Genomic DNA, 15,948 nt, shown 5'->3' with positions numbered 1-15,948 from the left:
GGCCCCGCCCGTGGCCCCGCCGTCCCAAACCGCCTGTGACAAGGGCACCCGCCTTGGCGGGTGCCCTTTCTCGTGAGCCAATGGCGGCAAGCGTCGCGCCGAGGAGCCGTCAGAACTCGCCGAAGCGCGGCTCGCCCACCAGGCAGAGGTCCTCTCCCGCGGCAAGCTCTCGCATGCCCGCGACGAAGCGACGCTCGTCGCCCGAGAGGAAGGCGCAGTTGAGCTGCACCTCCTCGGAGAAGATGCTGTCCTTGACCTTGCCGCCGCAGTCGGCCACCAGGCGCTCCACGCGCCCGTAGGCGGCATAGGGGATGCAGCAGCTCACGCGCGTGACCAAGGACATCCTCACCAGGCCGCCCCGAGAGCGCGCGTCCTCGACCGCCAGCTGCGTGGACAGCGTGTAGGCCCGCGCCAGCCCCCCCGGCCCCAGGAGCGTGCCTCCGAAGTAGCGGGTGACCACGCAGCAGACGTTGGCCAGGCCCCCTCCCCTGAGCACCTCAAGGGTGGGCATGCCGGCGCTGCGCTGCGGCTCCCCGTCATCGGAGCACCTCTCGCGGCCGTCCGAGAGGAGCCAGGCGGGAACGTTGTGGCGTGCATCATGATGGAGCGCACGCACCTCGTCTACGAAGGAGTTGGCCTCGCGCTCCCCCGAGACATGCCTCAGCTGCGCTATGAAGCGGCTCTTGCGGTCCACGAACTCACCCGTGGCCGTAAAGCCATCGGCAAGGGTCAAGAAGCCCGTGTCGTCGAATGCCCCGGCGTCCACGGCGTCCCTAGGGCAGCACGGCCACCGCAACGCGGCCGGCCTCGACGCGGCTTGACCTGACCGGCTCCACCACAGAGCTCTCGTGAGGGCCACGCACGGCCACGATCACCACGTTGTCGTGCCCGCGGCGGGCGATGAGCTGGGGGTCGAAGCCCAAGAGGGCGTCTCCCGCCTCGACGCGATCCCCCTTGGAGACATAGGGGACGAAGCCCTCCCCCCGCATCTCCACGCTGTCCACGCCCACATGCATCAGGATCTCGACCCCTTGGGGGGTGGTGATGCCCACCGCATGCAGGCTGTTCGCCGCAAGGGCGGTGACCACGCCCGTGGCAGGCGCGTAGAGGACGCCCCCCTCGGGCCTGATGCCCAGCCCGCGCCCCAGTACCCCCGAGGCGAAGACAGGGTCCGACACCTCCTCAAGGCGCACCACGTCGCCCGTGACAGGCGCATAGATGGGGTCTGGCACCCGCTCCACCCTGATGCGCTCGGGACGGGCCGAGGTCGCAGACCTACTGAACCTGCTGAGGAAGGTCATGTGTTCCCTCTCGTCTTCGGCGGCGCGCATGCCGCAATCTCAATGGAGCAAAATCTTACCCCACGAGGGGCGCGAGGGTGCGAACATGCCGCTTTTGTCCTTTGTTGGCATGCTCCTTTCGCAGGTGACGGCGCATGCTACAATCAACGGCGCGAAGTGGGCCAGACAATCGCGGGGGCGGAGACGCCCATGAGGAAAGTCCGGGCTCCACAGGGCAGGAAGCAGGCTAACGGCCTGGCGGGGTGACCCGACGGAAAGCGCCGCAGAAAAGAAGACTCCCGCTGCCCGCCTCGGCGGGTGAGAGAAAAGCTGAAACGGTGGTGTAAGAGACCACCAGCGTCCGGGCAACCGGGCGGCTTGGCAAGCCCCTTCCGGAGCAAACGCAAATAGGAGCGCCATGGTGTTGCCCGCACCGCGCTCGGGTTGCGCGCTAGAGGCCGTCGGTGACGGCGGTCGTAGATAAATGATTGTCCACGACAGAACCCGGCTCATCGGCCCACTTCGCTTTTTAGATTTCGATAGGTCGCACAAGGTGTTTTACGTGCGGACGGGTAATCTGCTCCCGTAAGGCGCGACAAAAAGACAGCGCCGCCCGCAGGCGGCACCGTCATGCGCCCTAGCCCCTGCTGCCAAACTTCCAGGCACCCGTCTCGGCGTCTATGAAGTTGGCTCCCTCGTTGCAGACGAGGGCGAGGAAGGCCCCGCCCACCAGGGTTATTGCCAGCACTCCAAAGCCCGAGAAGTTGTAGAAGCCACCCACGGAGGTGGAACCGGCCCCCAAGGCGGCAACCGTTGCGTTAGAGCACCAGAAGGCATTGCAGATGGCGCCGAACTGCGCCGAGACGTGGCTGATGGGAAGCTTCGCCAGAACGGTGAAGTGCAGCGAGCACTCGATGAAGCAGATTACGGCCACCACCACGGACATGTTCACCCAGACGTCCACGCCCAGGGTGTTCAGGCGATCCATGATCCAGAGATAGACCATGGACCAGAGCACGCCACAGAGGAAGCTCCCCGCAAAGTTTAGGAAGTCCTCTCGCTTTGCGCCAGCGGTGAAGTAGATGGGAAACGCGGTGAAGGTGGCCGCAAGCAGCTGCCAGCCCGGGATGACGCTCGTGACGGTCAGCTGACCCAAGGTCACAAGGTAGAGGTAGCAATAGATGCCCGCGATCACGGAGATCCAGAGCGACCACTTGACCAACGCCTTCTTGCACATCTTCTTGCCTTTCGACTAGGGACCTGGCCAGTCGGCCTCGTGCGTTCTATGTATAGGAAAAACAGCCCCGGTCGGTCGAGAAGCGCAGGAGATGCCGTAGGGGGATTCAAAACACGGACCTTCGGCAAAAACTTGTCTTTTCAAGCATCGTGACCCCAAATATTTTCCACAGCAGAGTCGGACGGTCGCAAAGGATTCCTGATGGTGCGCCATGGACGAAAAAAGGCCCGCCGAAGCGGGCCCCAGGAAGGCCAGGCGATGCGGGCGAGGCTAGTCCAGGTCGCTGAAGTCGGTGTCTGCGGGAGCGAAGGGGGCAGGGTCGCCCTCGGGGGCCATGGACGGCTGCGCGGGAACGACGGGGGCGGCGAAGCCGCTGGCGTGAACGCTGCCGGCGGAGCCATTGGGGGTGTTGCTCAGGGCGTTCTCGGGGAACACGCTGTCCGCGTCGTCCATGAAGTGCTGAAGGAGCCTCTTGTACTCGCCGCGGAACTCCTCGCGGGACTGCTTCAGGCGATCTATCTCGTCCAGCTCGTTCTGCTTCTCGGCCAGGGCCTGGCGAATGACCTCGCGGGCCTTCTGGTCGGCCTCGTTGCGGATGCTCTCGGCGTTGGCGCGGGCGTCGGCGACGAGCTTGTCGGCGCTCTGCTGGGCAACGATGAGGACCTGGGAGATCTGGCGCTCGGAGACGGAGTAGTCGGCCACGGGGGCAGGCGCGGGCGCGGGGGCGAACTCGGGGGCCATGGCCGCGGCGGCCTGCTCCTTGAGCTGGACCATCTGCGCCTGCGACGCGGCAAGCTGCTGCTCGGAGCTGTTCAGGCGGCTCTTGAGGTCCGCGATCTTCTGGAGCATGGCGTCAACCTCGCCAGAGAGCTGGTCGAGGAAGGCGTCGACCTCCTCGGTGTTGTAGCCGTGCTTCTTGGCCTCGGAGAAAGTCATCTGCTCGATGTCCGCTGGTGTGATAGCCATCTCTGTTCCCTTTCAACTGTGTGTCAATGTCTACGTCAGCAGCGCACGACCGCTTTTCGTAGTGTATCCCAAAAGCTCAGAGCAATACCCTCTCGACCAGCTGGAGGGCCGCAAGCGCCACCATGGGCGAGAAGTCCATCCCCGCGACGGGCGGGATAAAGCGCCTGAAGATGCCCAGGTAGGGCTCTACGAGAGTCGAAAGCGCCTGAAATATGTCCTCGACGAGCCCGTTGCCCGAGAGGCGCAGCCAGGAGCCGATGACCTCCAGGATGATGAGCATCTGGTAGAACTCGATCAGGCGGACGAGAAGAACCCGAATCATGACCGTTCCCTCCTCCCCATCAGCTCCGCGTTGCGCGCAAGGGCTGCGTCAACGCCCCCAAAGACGGCGCCAAGGGCCTGCGGCTCCATGGCCCTGAGCGCCGCCGCCGTGGTGCCGCCCGGAGAGGTGACGCGCTCCATGTAGGCACGGGGATGCTCCCCACCGTCCATGAGCTGCTCGGCAACCCCGCGCATGGTGGAGAGGAGCATGCTGCGGCAGGCCGGGGCCGGAAGGCCCCTCTCCACCCCCGCGCGCACCAGCTGGTCGAGGAAGAGCGCCATGAAGGCAGGCGCACAGCCCACCACTGCCGACTCGGCGTCAAGCTGGTCCTCTCGCATGACGCAGGCGACCCCCACTGCCGAGAAGGCCTCCTGCACCAGAAGGACGTCCTCGGCGCGGGCGCTCGTGCCGCCACACACTGCCGTGGCACCCGAGCGAAGCTGGACGGGAAGGTTGGGCATGGCGCGCACCACGCGGCTCTTGGGAAGCAGCCCCTCGAGCGCCTCGAGGCTCACGCCCGCGGCGATGGAGACGACCAGGCGTCCCTCAAGCCGGCCCGCAAGCTCCTCGAGAAGTGCTGGCAGAACCTGGGGCTTGACGGCCAGGACGACCACGGATGGATCCTGGGCGAGCAGCTCCCGGGCGCCGGGAAAGGTGCGGGCCCCCAGACGCCTCAGGGGCTCGAGCTTAGAGGCGCTGTGGTCGCAGGCAAGGACCTGCGACCCCTCCAGGGCGCCGGAGGCCAGAAGCCCACTGGCGATGGAGGAGCCCATGGCTCCCACGCCGATGAAGGCGATGCTGGTGTCTGCTGGCAGGGACATGCGCTACCTCTCGATGGTGCCGTCGGCGACGAGCTTGTCGATGTCGGCCTGGCCCAGCTCTATGCCTTGGGGCATCACCGCGAAGACGCGGTCCCCCAGCTCGTCAACCTGGCCGGCAATGCCGCAGGCCAGGCCAAAGCTGAAGTCGAGGATGCGCTTGGCGGTATCGATGTTGGTGCTCTTGAACACCAGGACCACAGGCTGTCCGGTGCGCACGCGCCTCACGACCATCTGCACGTCATCGTAGGAGACAGGCTTCAGGACGTAGGGCGGGAGCTGGCCGGAGGTGCTGGTGCGCGGGATGGGCTTGAGTCCGATGTCCGCTGGGGTCTTTCCGCCCGTGCTGTTGCCCAGCACGCCCTCGCGGCTCCCCACCGGAGCGGTCTCGTCCTGGGCATAGTCGCTCATAGCCGCGTCGCGGCCGGCGTACTCGCGTGGAGCATATTCGCGGGTCGCATAGCCGCCGTCGCGGCGCCCGCCTGCGGGGCTGGGGCTGCCATAGACGTCGCGACCGGAACTGCCGTTGTCGCCCACAGGCCTGCCGGAGCGGGTGTAGACCGAGACGCTCTCAGCCTCGGGGCGGCGGGTGTTGCCCAGGACGCCAGAGGTCTCTGGGTCGAGAGAGCGCAACCCGCGAGGATCTGCCGGCTCGTCGTAGTACTCGTCGTACTCCTCGTCGTAGTAGTTGTCGTCCTGGGGACGGAACCTGTCCCTGATGCTGTCAAAGAGACCCATGTCGCCTTCCGCCTTCCTGGCCGGGCGCCAAGCCCAGCCTGTAGCCCAATGCCCTTAGCCTTGTTTCGGCACGTAATTGGGGTCGAAGATGGTCCTACCCAGCCTAACGAGGTTGGACCCCTCCTCCACCGCGATCTGGAAATCATCACTCATTCCGCAGGAGAGAACGTCCAGGCCAAGGCCCGTGCGCGCCCGAAGCCCATCCCTCAGCTCCCGTAGGCCGAAGAAGCACCTGCGCGCCTCGTCCGGCATGCCCTTCGGGGCCATGGTCATGAGGCCACAGATCTCTATGCCCTCGAGGTCCAGCATGCCCTCGATGCCTCCCTCGAGCTCCTCGGGTGCGAAGCCCGACTTGCTCGCCTCGCCGCTGACGTTTACCTCGAGGAGAACGCGCGTGGTGATCTGACGGGCCAGCGAGCGCCTCGCAATTGCGTCGGCAAGGCGCTCGGACGAGACGGAGTGCACGAGCTCGACTTTGCCGATGACTTGGTTGACCTTGTTGGTCTGCAGGTTGCCGATCATGTCGAAGCGAACGCCCGCCAGGTCACGTGCCGCCTCGAGCTTGCGGGAGAGCTCCTGGGGACGGTTCTCGGCAAAGGCCCTGAAGCCCGCCTCCCAGGCAAGCCGCAGCTCGAGCGGGCCCACGGTCTTTGACACCGCGAGCAGGCCCACCTCAGACCCCTGCCTTCCCGAGGCGCGCGCCGCCTCGTCTATCCTCTGGAGGATCTCCTCCCTGCGGCTCCTCAGCTGCGCACGGTAGGCCCCGCGCTCAATCTCGTCCATTCCGGCCCCCCTTCCCGCCAGGCGACGGAAGCCATGCGATCGCGGCATGCCTTCCGCACCTGCCCCTCTCTTTGCGATAGGAGAAGAAGCGCTCGGGCAGGGACAGGGTGGACAGCCCCGAGTCAAGCACCCGCGAGGCGGGCACCCCCGCCTCTTCGAGGGACGCCAGGACGGCCTCGGAGAGGTCCAGCAGACGCGCGCCGGCAAGCACCCGCTCTCCAAAGCAGCCGCGGAAGCGATCAGCGAGCTCGAGGGACACCTCGTACTCGCTGCCCAGGATGTGGGGGCCAAGGTAGGCCGAGACCTCGTCCGTGGAGCATCCCGCCTGCGCCGCCAGGGTTCTGGCCGCCTTGCCCGCGATGCCCAGGATGCTCCCCTTCCAGCCCGAGTGGACCACGGCGAAGCCTCCGGGGCAGGTGAGCACCACCGGCAGGCAGTCGGCAAAGCAGAGCAGCACAGGCACCCCCTCCGCCGTGCAGATCACGCCGTCCGCCCCTTCCTCGCAGGACAGCCGGGCTCGCCCCAGCGACTCATCGTCACCTGCGTCCAGGCACACGAGCGAGTCTCCATGCACCTGCCGAGGCACCAGCAGCCTGTCCGCCACGCCTATGGCCCCCAGGGCAAAAAGGGCGCGTCTGCGGTTCTCCTCGACGTGGCTCGGCTCGTCTCCGCAGCACGAGCCCAGGTTCAAAGAGCCCCAACGACCCTCGGAGACGCCTCCCGTGCGCTCCGTAAACGCGAACGAGACCCCGCCCGGACGACTGGTGTCGCCGAGCAGGGTCACGCCCTGGGAGCTGTACCGAGAAAGCTCGGGGACAGCCATGCTAGATGCGGCTGTGCTTGAGGAACTCGGGGATGTCGAACTCCTTGTCGTTGGAGCTCGTGCTGCCCGTGCTGCGCGCGGGGGCAGCCGGGGCGGGACGGCTGCTGCGGCCGCGGTCCACGCCCAGGGTGGGCAGGGGCTGCTGCACGTTGGCGTCGTTGAAGCCGGTCGCGATGACCGTCACGCGCACCTGGTCGCCCAGGCTCTCGTCCACGACGGTGCCGAAGATGATGTTGGCCTCGGGGTCGACGTTCTTGGCGACCACGTCGGCGGCGTCGTTGATCTCCTGGATGCCCAGGTCCTTGTTGCCTGCGATGGAGAGCAGGACGCGCGTTGCGCCGTCGATGGAGCTCTCGAGCAGGCGGGAGGAGATGGCCTCCTCGGCGGCGTCGATAGCACGGTTGTCGCCCGAGGAGGTGCCCACGCCCATCATGGCCGTGCCCGCGCCGCGCATGATGGTGCAGACGTCCGCGAAGTCCAGGTTGATCAGGCCGGGGACGGTGATGAGGTCGGTGATGCCCTGGGTGCCCTTGCACAGGACGTCGTCCGCCATGCGGAAGGCCTCGAGGAAGGAGGTCTTCTTCTCGGAAAGGTCCAGCAGGCGGTCGTTGGGGATGACTATCAGGGCGTCAACGCTGTCAGAGAGGGTCTGGATGCCGTCCGTGGCGCGGTTGGTGCGCGGGCGGCCCTCGAAGGAGAAGGGCTTGGTGACGACGCCCACGGTGAGGGCGCCCACGTCGTTCTTGGCGATGTCCGCCACGACAGGGGCCGCCCCGGTGCCGGTGCCGCCGCCCTCGCCCGCGGTGATGAAGACCATGTCCGCGCCAGCGAGCGCCTGCTTGATCTCGTCGTGGGAGTCCTCGGCCGCCTCGGCGCCCACCTCGGGGTTGGCGCCGGCGCCCAGGCCGCGGGTGATGTCCTGGCCGATGTGGACCTTGATGTCGGCATCCGAGATGGCGAGGGCCTGGGCGTCCGTGTTGACGGCCACGAACTCGACGCCGCGGATGCCCTCCTCGATCATGCGGTTGACGGCGTTGGTGCCGCCGCCGCCCACGCCAACGACCTTGATGACGGCCATGTAGTTGCTGGGGATGTCGTTGTCGATCATGGTTCCTCCTTGTTTTGCGGCGCCTTCGGGACACCGCTGCTCCCCACGTGCAGGGACGGCTTGTGACGAGACGGCCAGTCTTGCGATTAGACTTCGTTTTTCCCGCGATTGGGGGTCCTCCGCAAGCCGCCCAGGCGTGCGATAAAACCCTAAACCTCAGGTAGAACCCTATGCCTTCCATAAAGCGTGCAATACTTGCACAGTTTGCAATCCTGCGTCAACAGTTTTGTCGTAAATATGAAATGCCCAGCTAGACTCATCTGTCTAGGAAAGACGAATCCTTTGAGTGCACATCGAGGGTTTTGAGGGCAAAGGATACGACCTTGGAGCCCTAGCCCACGCTTCCCGCCTGGACGCTGTCCGAGTCGATCATGCGGTAGGACGGCTTGGAGGGCACGCGCACGTTGATGTAGGTCACCTTGCCGGCATGCTGCGTGAGGACGGACTCGATGACCGATTCCTTCTCGCGAATGGAGCTGGGGCCTCCCAGCGACACCTCCACCCCGCTCCTGAGGGTGCAGGAGATGGAGTCGACGCTCGCCGCCGAGTAGCTCACAACCTGCGCGCTGAGCGCATCGGAGAACTCGGAGCGGTAGGACTGCACGGCAGAGATGACCGCGTCCGTTGCGGGGCTTCCGGCCATGGGAGCCACCGTCACAGGAAGGTCCGTGACCAGGAGTGCGCCCATCTCCTGGGCCTTGGCAAGCGCGGCAGACGAGAGGGAGTTCCCCTCCCCCACGCTCACGGGAATCGGCTCGATCCAGACGTTGTCCTGGCCCAGGCACCAGACCACATTGCCCGTGCCCATGGCAACCAGACAGTCAACCTTGCGCTCCTGGACCTCGATCTTGAGCTTGTCTGGGAAGAGGCGGCTGTAGCTCACCTCGCCCACCCAGGGGTTCTTGCGCAGTCTGGACGTGACGGCGGCCTCGTCCAGGCTGAGGAGCGTGGTGCCAGGCTCTATGGCGGCCAGGCGAGAGAGGCTCTCGGCCGTGACATGCTCGGTGGGCTCCACCTCAAGCGAGCTGATGGTGAACACGGGGGTGAAGGAGAGGACCAGCACCACGAGCAGGACGGCGAGGGCGGCGGCCGCGGCCACGATGCCGCCCACGAGGATGCCCTTTATGGGGAGCTCGCGCACGGGGCGCTCTCCCGTCGCCTCCTGGGAGTCGCGGCGCGTGCGGGGGGCGGCCAGGGGCCTAGGGGCGGCAGGGCGCTTGGCCCCCTTGCCGATGATGCCGCCCATGCGCCGGGACGTGCCCGGCTTAGCCTGGGCGGCAGGGGCCGATGCCGGCACGGTCGAGCGCTTGCGACCGCCTGCCTCAGGCTGTCCCTGCGGGCGAAGCGAGGTCCTCTTGGTTGGTCTTCTGGTGGCCATGGCTTAGGCTCTCGCCCCGAACCCAAGACACTTGAGCTCGGGCAGGAGGTCAATGCCCTGGGCTTCCAGCACGACGTCATGCACATGGCGCATGACGTCAAGCACGTCCTGCGCGGACGCCGACCCCGTGTTTATGATGAAGTTGGCGTGCAACTCGCTGACCTGTGCGCCACCCACCCGATATCCCTTGAGCCCGCAGTCCTGGATCAGGCGACCGGCAGACTTGTCGCCAGGGTTCCTGAAGACGGAGCCGCAGGAGGGCTGGCACAGCGGCTGGCGCTGGCGACGGCTGGCCATGCGACGCTCCATCTCGAAGGCAACGGCCTCCTTGCCCTTGGGGACAAGCGCGAAGCTTGCCTCGAGGATTATCTCGCTCGTGGGGAGCGAGGTCCAGCGATACCCCCACTCCAGCTCGTGCGCGCTCCAGCGACGCAGGCCCTCTGCCGGCCTCAAGGTCACCATGCTCGTGACGCGGCCGCCCATCCACTCGTGGCGGCTGCCTGCGTTCATGGCAAGGGCGCCTCCCACGGAGCCTGGGATGCCCGCGCAGAACTCAAGGCCCGAGAGACCGCGCGAGAGGGTCTCGCTCACCAGGCTCGAGAGATTGGCGCCGGCGCCGGCAACAATGGCGCCGTCCTCGTCCTGGCGAACCCGTGAGAACTCGCGGCCGAGCTTGATCACGCAGCCACGGTAGCCCTCGTCGGAGACCAGCACGTTGGAGCCGCGACCCAGGATGACCCACTCGACCTTCTCGCGCGACAGCACCTCGATGGTCTTGAGAAGCGCCTTGTAGCTGTGCACGGTCACGAGGAGGTCCGCAGGGCCCCCGATGCGGTAGCTCGTCCTGAGCGAAAGCCTCTCGTTGCGGACCACATCCGCGTCATAGGCCCCCGAAAGGGCCATGTATGCGTTGAATGCGCTCAACTAGGCCTCCTGGCCCTCCTGGCCGCGCTCCCTCATGGCCTCGATGAATGCCGGCCCGATGGCGGTGATGTCGCCGGCACCCTGCGTGATGAGGAGGTCCCCCTCGCGACAGGTGTCGCAAAGCCTGCTCACCAGCTCCTTGCGCGTGGCGGCAAAGCTCACGTCCTTGACCCCCCCGTGCCTCTCCACCCCATGGGCGACGTTCTTGCCCGAGACGCCCGGGATGGGAGTCTCGCCGGCAGAGAAGACCTCGGTCACCACCAGGACGTCCGCGTCGTCGAAGGCGGCGGCGAAGTCGTCGGCCAGGGCCTGGGTGCGACTGTAGCGATGCGGCTGAAAGGCACAGACGATACGAGAGAAGCCCAGGTCGCGAGCTGCGGAAAGCGTCGCCCTGATCTCTGTGGGGTGATGGCCGTAGTCATCCACCACGGTTATCCCGTCTATGTCGCCAACGTGCGTGAAGCGCCTGTGGGCGCCCCCAAAGCTGGAGAGCGCCTCTGCCGCGGAGGCGAGGTCACAGCCCAGCACATCCGCCACGGCGAGCGCGGCCGTGGCGTTTGCCATGTTGTGCCTGCCGGGATTCGCCTTGATCGTGACTTCGGCGGAGGTGCCGGCAGGGCTGGTGACCGAGAAGCGGCTGGAGAGGCCGTGACCGACCTCGTGGGGCGTGCAGACGTAATCGCAGGACTCGTCGAACCCGTAGGAGACCACCCTGCGCCCGCAGGAGTCGGCAAGCTCCACGTAGTGAGGCACGTCTCCGTTTATCACGATGCAGCCGGACTCTCCCACCAGGTCCATGAACTGGCAGAAGGTCTTCTCGATGTTCTCGAGGCTGCCGTAATGGTCGAGGTGGTCCGCCTCGATGTTGGTGACCACGACCACGTCGGGGTCAAGGTAGAGGAAGGAGCCGTCGGACTCGTCCGCCTCGCAGACGAAGTAGCCGCCCTTGCCGTTGCGGCCGTTGGTGCCGTATTCCTCGACGACGCCACCGATGAGGAAGGAGGGGTCCATCCCCAGGTGGTCGAGCATGGTGGCCACCATGGACGACGTGGTGGTCTTGCCGTGCGTGCCCGCCACCGCCACGGTGGTCGCCATCTGCGAGAGGGCCGAGAGCATCTTGGCACGGGGCCAGACGGGGATGCCCAGCTCGCGGGCGCGTATGACCTCGGGGTTGGTCTCGGGGACGGCGGAGGAGGTGACGACCACGTCAGGCGAGACCTCGTCAATGGTTGCGGCCCTGTGACCGATGTATACCTCGATGCCGCCGTCCTCGAGGTCGCGGACGTAGCTGGAGGCCTTGAGGTCGCTGCCCGTTACCTTGCAGCCGCGCTCGTGCAGAACGAGGGCGATGCCGCTCATGCCCGCGCCGCCGATGCCAATGAAATGGGCGCTCGAGAAGCCGCTGGTGCTATTGTCAGCCATGGTGTGTGGCATCCTCTCCTGAAGTGACAACAAGGGAGGCCCCGCCACGGCGAGGCCTCCCCCTACTCTAGCGTAACGCCGGGCTACTCCCCCAGCAGGACGGCACTTTCCACTTGGTCTGCGAGCGCAGACGCGGCCCTGTCCTGGCCAAGGCCGCGTGCGGCCGCGCGCATGGCCTCCCTGGACCTGGGGTCGTCCACCAGGGAAAGAAGCTCCTGCGAGAAGGACTCCTCGTCTATGTCGGAGTCGGCTATCATCACGGCGGCGCCGGCGTCCACAAGATAGCGGGCGTTGGTGGTCTGGTGGTCTGCCGTGGCGAAGGGGTAGGGAACCAGCACGCTAGGGAGCGCCAGGGCCGCGATCTCCGCAATGGACGAGGCACCGGCACGGCTGAGCACGAGGTCTGAGGCGGCAAGCGTCTCGCCCATGTTGTCGATGTAGGGAAGGACCTTCCAGCGCCGCGCCTCCTCGTCGGTGAGGGCGAGCTCGCCGACGACGGAGTCGTACTCCCCCTTGCCCGTGGAGTGAACCACGTAGAGGCCCTCGCGCGAGAGAAGCTCGTCCTTCAGGCGCAAGACGCCCTGGTTGATGTGGCGGGCGCCCAGGGACCCACCAAAGACCAGCAGCATGTCCGCGTCCTCGGGAATTCCCAGGGCCAGGCGACCCTGGGACCTGCTCGCCGAGATGACGCTCCTACGCACGGGGTTGCCCGTGACCACGATCTGGGTGTGCGCGCCAACGCGGTCGCGAAAGGCGTCGATGGCAACGGGGAGAGACACGCAGACGCAGGCCGCCTGGCCCGCGGAGGTCTTGTTGGCGAGGCCCGGGACGGAGTTCTGCTCGTGAATCACGAAGGGGACGCCATGCGCGTGGCACCAACGCATGAGGGGAAGCTCCACGTATGCGCCGAAGCCCACCGCAACGTCAGGGGCTCCCTGCCGGGAGAAGAGCCTGTCGAGGGCGTGCTCGGCTCTCCACATGCGCCACAGGGCGGACAGCAGGGTCCAGGGACGCGAGCGGTCGAAGCCGGTGACGTCGATGGGTTGGAAGGCAAAGCCGGCCTGGGGCACCAGGCTTGACTCGAGCCTAGTGGGCTGGCCGAAGAAGCTCAGCTCATGTCCACGTGCGGAGAGCTCCTCCGCCAGGGCAAGCGCCGGGTTGATGTGCCCTGCCGTCCCGCCTGCGGCTATGGCCACCTTCAAGCTATCTGCCACGTCTGTCCCCTCTCGTGCCCGCGTCACGTGCGCCACGCACCCTCGGTCCCTCGTTTCTTGTCCTGAGCCTATCACTTGCGCTGGGCCCAAGGTCTATGCGCCGCCTGCCCGAGGCGTCCCGGACGCTGCGGCCGCGCGGAGCCTCCTGCCCCTGGCCGCCGCCCAGGACGGTAAAGGTCGTCCCGGCGGCCTGCGAGGCCCCTCGCTGAGAGCGAGATGTCGGCTCCCCAGCCTCCGACGGCTGTCCCACCCAAACGTTCCCCGCCTCGGACACAATCCAGTCGCGTCTCCTCTCGTCGTTCTCCGAGAAGGCGCGGACGGACTGCCTGAACACGGACGCGACCAGCCCCACCAGCAGCAGGGTCGCGATGATCGAGGAGCCGCCATAGGAGATGAAGGGGATGGGCTTTCCCGAGAGCGGGAAGAGCCCGATGACCCCGGTGACGTTGAGCAGGAGCTGGATGACCAGCATGGTGACGCTTCCCGAGGCGATGAGCTGGCCCGCGAGGTCTGGGGCGTTCTTGGCAATCCTCAGGCCGGCCCAGAGGAGCAGCGCGAAGCCGAGGAGCACGCCAAGGGTGCCCAGAAGCCCGCACTCCTCGCCGATGACCGCAAAGATGAAGTCGTTGTGCGCCATGGGCAGATAGGAGTACTTCTGCCTGCCCATACCGATGCCCACGCCCAGAAGGCCGCCCGACCCGAAGGCATAGAAGCCCTGGATGAGCTGGTATCCGTCCCCAAAGGGATCTGCCCAGGGGTTCCAGGCAGTGACGATGCGTGCGCGGGAGTAGGAGTCGAGCACCGAGAGGGCTATGATGCCCGCCATGGCAACGGCGACCAGGCCCAGCAGGATCCCCTTGGGGCAGTCGGCCAGAAGGGCCATGACGAAGAGCGTCGCCACTATGATCGCGACCGTGCCCTTGTCGGGCTGGAGCAGGATGAGCAGCAGCGGGACTCCTATCCCGAGGGCGCCGAACCGGGTGAGGTCCCTGCCCGTGATCTCTCCCGTGCCGAAGTACGCCTCCAGGAGGCGCGCCCCCATCAGGACGAAGATGGGCTTCACGAGCTCGGAGGGCTGCATGGTGAAGCGGCCGAATCCCACCCAGCGCGAGGCGCCATAGGCGTCCTGCCCGGACTGCGGCGCGAACACCAGGGCGAGGAGGACCACGGACACCAACAGGGCCGCCCGGGCAAACCTCCCCTTGAACTGGTGGTAGTCGAAGAAGCAGAGCAGCGCGGCGGCAACCAGGCCAATCGACATGTAGGCGCCCTGGTTGGTCAGGTAGTGGGCGGGGTTGTTGTTGAGACTCTCATTCAGCAGGGAGGTGACCGAGGAGCTCGAGTACACCATCAGGAGGCCGAAGAGCGTCAAAGCGATGGCCGCGGCCATAAAGACCAGAAAAGGCTTCATGAAGCGCTCGGGTACCCCCAGTATGAGACGGGCGGCGGCCGAATCGCCCGAGGCCGCGCGTCGCCTGTCGCCTGCCGCGCCCCGGCGCGTCATCGGCGCTCATCCCCCTCGGGGAGGGAGAGGGCCGCCACCAGGTCCTTGAAGAGGCGTCCGCGCTCAGCCATGTTGCCGAACTCGTCGAAGGAGGAGCAGGCCGGCGAGAGGAGCACGGTGTCCCCCGGGCATGCGAGGGCCACCGCGCGCGAGAACGCGTCGCGCAGGTGCTCGCCGCGTGCCACGACAAGCTGGCCGCCGCCCTGGCCGAGCTCGCGCTCTAGGTCGAGCGCGATCCTCTCGCCCGCCTCGCCGAAGCACACGGCAGCGCGGCAGCGCCCCACGACGGCATGCGACAGCGAGGCGAGGTCGGTTCCCTTGTCATGCCCGCCCAGCAGCAGCACGATGCGACCTGCGGCAAAGGCGGTGAGCGCCTTCTCCACCGAGTCCGTGTTGGTCGCCTTCGAGTCGTTCACGAAGCGCACGCCCGCATGCTCGCCGCAGGGCTCGATGCGATGCTCGAGGGAGCGGAACGCAAGAAGCGCCCGACGGACCGCCTCGACGCCAACGCCCAGCTCAAGAGCCATGGCGGAGGCCGCCAAGGCATCCTGGACGTTGTGGGAGCCCTTGATGGGCAGCTCGTCTATGCCCAGGAGCTCCCGCTCCTCGCCATCGATGCGCACGACCATCCTGCCCTCGCGCACGAAGGCGGCGCAGGGGTCCTGGTGGTCCTCCTCCGCCAGGGCGAGCACACGCAGCCCGCGCCCCAGCAGGCGCGTGCGAACCGCCTGGCACCATGGGTCCCCGCAGGAGACGATGGCAAGGTCTTCTGCCTCGAGGTTCTGGAAGACGCGCTCCTTGGCCGCCGCGTAGGCCTCAAGCGAGCCGTGCCACTCGAGGTGGTCGGGGGTGATGTTGAGCAGGCAGGCGACGCGCGGATGCAGGCGGTATGCCCCAGCCAGCTGGAAGCTGGACAGCTCGGCCACAAACCACTCGCCCGTGGCTCGGTCTTGCAGGGCGTCGGTTGCGAGCGTGCCGATGTTCCCCACGGAGCGTGCGGGAAGCCCCGCCTCCCTCAGGATCGCCGTGGCAAGCGTGGTGGTGGTGGTCTTGCCGTTGGTGCCCGTGACGGCGAGCCACCTCTGGGGGCTCTCGCGCCAGGCGAACTCGGGCTCGCCTATGCACTCGCGCGCATGCGCGCGGGCGGAGCGGAAGAAGCCGGAGAGCTCCGAGATGCCGGGGGACGAGACGGCCAGGTCATAGCTGCCCTCGACCTCCTCGCTGCCCAGGACCACGCGGATGCCGCTCGCCTCGAGACCAGCGCGCCTCTCGTCCTCGAGAGATCCCGTCCCCCCGTAAAGCGTCACGCTCCTGACGCGTCCCTCGCCTAGGCCACTGAGGTAGAGCGCGAGGTCCGTCCCGGTCTTGCCCAGGCCAAGAACGCAGACGTCTCCCAATTGACCATGTGCTGCTTGCGCTTGTGGCACGGAA

General features: G+C 66.8%; 16 protein-coding genes and 1 other RNA gene. 1 reads left to right on the top strand and 16 read right to left on the bottom strand.

Going from position 1 to position 15,948, the window contains the following annotated elements:
* Positions 1-109 precede the first annotated feature (109 nt).
* Together CZ375_RS02710 and CZ375_RS02705 are read right to left on the bottom strand one after the other, a co-directional pair.
* Positions 110-766, bottom strand: a complete 657-nt coding sequence (locus CZ375_RS02710; protein WP_077597775.1) for an IMPACT family protein — start codon at positions 764-766, stop codon at positions 110-112.
* Between the two features lie 7 nt (positions 767-773).
* A complete protein-coding gene (locus CZ375_RS02705; RefSeq protein WP_159438346.1) occupies positions 774-1,301 on the bottom strand; it encodes a PTS sugar transporter subunit IIA in 528 nt (175 codons plus the stop codon).
* A 153-nt stretch (positions 1,302-1,454) separates the two neighbouring features.
* Here CZ375_RS02705 and rnpB point away from each other — a divergent pair.
* Positions 1,455-1,808: RNase P RNA component class A (gene rnpB, locus CZ375_RS02700), an RNA gene on the top strand.
* A gap of 109 nt (positions 1,809-1,917) precedes the next feature.
* Here the strand turns inward: rnpB and CZ375_RS02695 are convergent.
* The 14 genes from CZ375_RS02695 to murD all read right to left on the bottom strand — a co-directional run bounded on the left by CZ375_RS02695 (position 1,918) and on the right by murD (position 15,944).
* Positions 1,918-2,517, bottom strand: a complete 600-nt coding sequence (locus tag CZ375_RS02695) for a DUF1097 family protein (RefSeq protein WP_077597773.1) — start codon at positions 2,515-2,517, stop codon at positions 1,918-1,920.
* 270 nt (positions 2,518-2,787) lie between these two features.
* Positions 2,788-3,483 (bottom strand): DivIVA domain-containing protein, encoded by a 696-nt coding sequence (locus tag CZ375_RS02690; RefSeq protein WP_077597772.1) that lies wholly within the window; start codon positions 3,481-3,483, stop codon positions 2,788-2,790.
* Between the two features lie 76 nt (positions 3,484-3,559).
* Positions 3,560-3,805, bottom strand: coding sequence for a YggT family protein (locus CZ375_RS02685; protein ID WP_077597771.1), 246 nt, complete (start codon positions 3,803-3,805; stop codon positions 3,560-3,562).
* Positions 3,802-4,626: a pyrroline-5-carboxylate reductase gene (gene proC, locus CZ375_RS02680; protein ID WP_077597770.1), complete on the bottom strand. Its 825-nt coding sequence runs from the start codon at positions 4,624-4,626 to the stop codon at positions 3,802-3,804. Before proC ends, CZ375_RS02685 begins: the two co-directional genes overlap by 4 nt.
* A 3-nt stretch (positions 4,627-4,629) precedes the next feature.
* Positions 4,630-5,361, bottom strand: a complete 732-nt coding sequence (gene sepF, locus CZ375_RS02675; RefSeq protein WP_077597769.1) for a cell division protein SepF — start codon at positions 5,359-5,361, stop codon at positions 4,630-4,632.
* A 54-nt stretch (positions 5,362-5,415) separates the two neighbouring features.
* Complete coding sequence (locus CZ375_RS02670) at positions 5,416-6,144, bottom strand: YggS family pyridoxal phosphate-dependent enzyme (protein ID WP_077597768.1); 729 nt, start codon at positions 6,142-6,144, stop codon at positions 5,416-5,418.
* Positions 6,131-6,967 carry a purine nucleoside phosphorylase YfiH/LACC1 family protein gene (locus CZ375_RS02665; protein ID WP_077597767.1) on the bottom strand — a complete coding sequence of 279 codons (837 nt, stop codon included), beginning with the start codon at positions 6,965-6,967 and terminating at the stop codon, positions 6,131-6,133. The genes CZ375_RS02670 and CZ375_RS02665 overlap by 14 nt, the downstream gene beginning before the upstream one ends.
* Before the next feature lies 1 nt (position 6,968).
* Positions 6,969-8,075, bottom strand: a complete 1,107-nt coding sequence (gene ftsZ / locus CZ375_RS02660) for a cell division protein FtsZ (protein WP_077597766.1) — start codon at positions 8,073-8,075, stop codon at positions 6,969-6,971.
* A 331-nt stretch (positions 8,076-8,406) separates the two neighbouring features.
* The gene (locus CZ375_RS02655; RefSeq protein WP_077597765.1) at positions 8,407-9,453 is read right to left on the bottom strand and encodes a cell division protein FtsQ/DivIB; all 1,047 of its coding nucleotides are present in this window, start codon (positions 9,451-9,453) and stop codon (positions 8,407-8,409) included.
* Positions 9,454-9,456: 3 nt separating this feature from the next.
* The gene (murB, locus tag CZ375_RS02650; RefSeq protein ID WP_097677371.1) at positions 9,457-10,377 is read right to left on the bottom strand and encodes a UDP-N-acetylmuramate dehydrogenase; all 921 of its coding nucleotides are present in this window, start codon (positions 10,375-10,377) and stop codon (positions 9,457-9,459) included.
* On the bottom strand, positions 10,378-11,799 hold the full coding sequence (gene murC, locus CZ375_RS02645; RefSeq protein ID WP_077598733.1) for a UDP-N-acetylmuramate--L-alanine ligase: 1,422 nt from the start codon (positions 11,797-11,799) through the stop codon (positions 10,378-10,380).
* 83 nt (positions 11,800-11,882) lie between these two features.
* Positions 11,883-13,013, bottom strand: a complete 1,131-nt coding sequence (gene murG / locus CZ375_RS02640) for an undecaprenyldiphospho-muramoylpentapeptide beta-N-acetylglucosaminyltransferase (RefSeq protein WP_077597764.1) — start codon at positions 13,011-13,013, stop codon at positions 11,883-11,885.
* Entirely contained in the window at positions 13,003-14,517 is a 1,515-nt protein-coding gene (locus CZ375_RS02635; protein WP_077597763.1) for an FtsW/RodA/SpoVE family cell cycle protein, read from the bottom strand. Before CZ375_RS02635 ends, murG begins: the two co-directional genes overlap by 11 nt.
* Positions 14,514-15,944, bottom strand: a complete 1,431-nt coding sequence (gene murD, locus CZ375_RS02630) for a UDP-N-acetylmuramoyl-L-alanine--D-glutamate ligase (RefSeq protein ID WP_077597762.1) — start codon at positions 15,942-15,944, stop codon at positions 14,514-14,516. Before murD ends, CZ375_RS02635 begins: the two co-directional genes overlap by 4 nt.
* Between the last annotated feature and the right edge of the window lie 4 nt (positions 15,945-15,948).

Source organism: Olsenella urininfantis (assembly GCF_900155635.1).
GTDB lineage: Bacteria > Actinomycetota > Coriobacteriia > Coriobacteriales > Atopobiaceae > Olsenella_G > Olsenella_G urininfantis.
The sequence above is the reverse complement of the archived record's forward strand: the minus strand, read 5'-3'. Positions and strand labels throughout refer to the sequence as shown.

Coding starts and splice junctions, on each gene's coding strand:
- CZ375_RS02695 (WP_077597773.1), bottom strand. CDS start 2,517: ATGTGCAAGAAGGCGTTGGTCAAGTGGTCGCTCTGGATCTCCGTGATC.
- CZ375_RS02685 (WP_077597771.1), bottom strand. CDS start 3,805: ATGATTCGGGTTCTTCTCGTCCGCCTGATCGAGTTCTACCAGATGCTC.
- sepF (WP_077597769.1), bottom strand. CDS start 5,361: ATGGGTCTCTTTGACAGCATCAGGGACAGGTTCCGTCCCCAGGACGAC.
- murC (WP_077598733.1), bottom strand. CDS start 11,799: ATGGCTGACAATAGCACCAGCGGCTTCTCGAGCGCCCATTTCATTGGC.
- proC (WP_077597770.1), bottom strand. CDS start 4,626: ATGTCCCTGCCAGCAGACACCAGCATCGCCTTCATCGGCGTGGGAGCC.
- CZ375_RS02665 (WP_077597767.1), bottom strand. CDS start 6,967: ATGGCTGTCCCCGAGCTTTCTCGGTACAGCTCCCAGGGCGTGACCCTG.
- CZ375_RS02655 (WP_077597765.1), bottom strand. CDS start 9,453: ATGGCCACCAGAAGACCAACCAAGAGGACCTCGCTTCGCCCGCAGGGA.
- CZ375_RS02690 (WP_077597772.1), bottom strand. CDS start 3,483: ATGGCTATCACACCAGCGGACATCGAGCAGATGACTTTCTCCGAGGCC.
- CZ375_RS02705 (WP_159438346.1), bottom strand. CDS start 1,301: ATGACCTTCCTCAGCAGGTTCAGTAGGTCTGCGACCTCGGCCCGTCCC.
- CZ375_RS02635 (WP_077597763.1), bottom strand. CDS start 14,517: ATGACGCGCCGGGGCGCGGCAGGCGACAGGCGACGCGCGGCCTCGGGC.
- ftsZ (WP_077597766.1), bottom strand. CDS start 8,075: ATGATCGACAACGACATCCCCAGCAACTACATGGCCGTCATCAAGGTC.
- CZ375_RS02670 (WP_077597768.1), bottom strand. CDS start 6,144: ATGGACGAGATTGAGCGCGGGGCCTACCGTGCGCAGCTGAGGAGCCGC.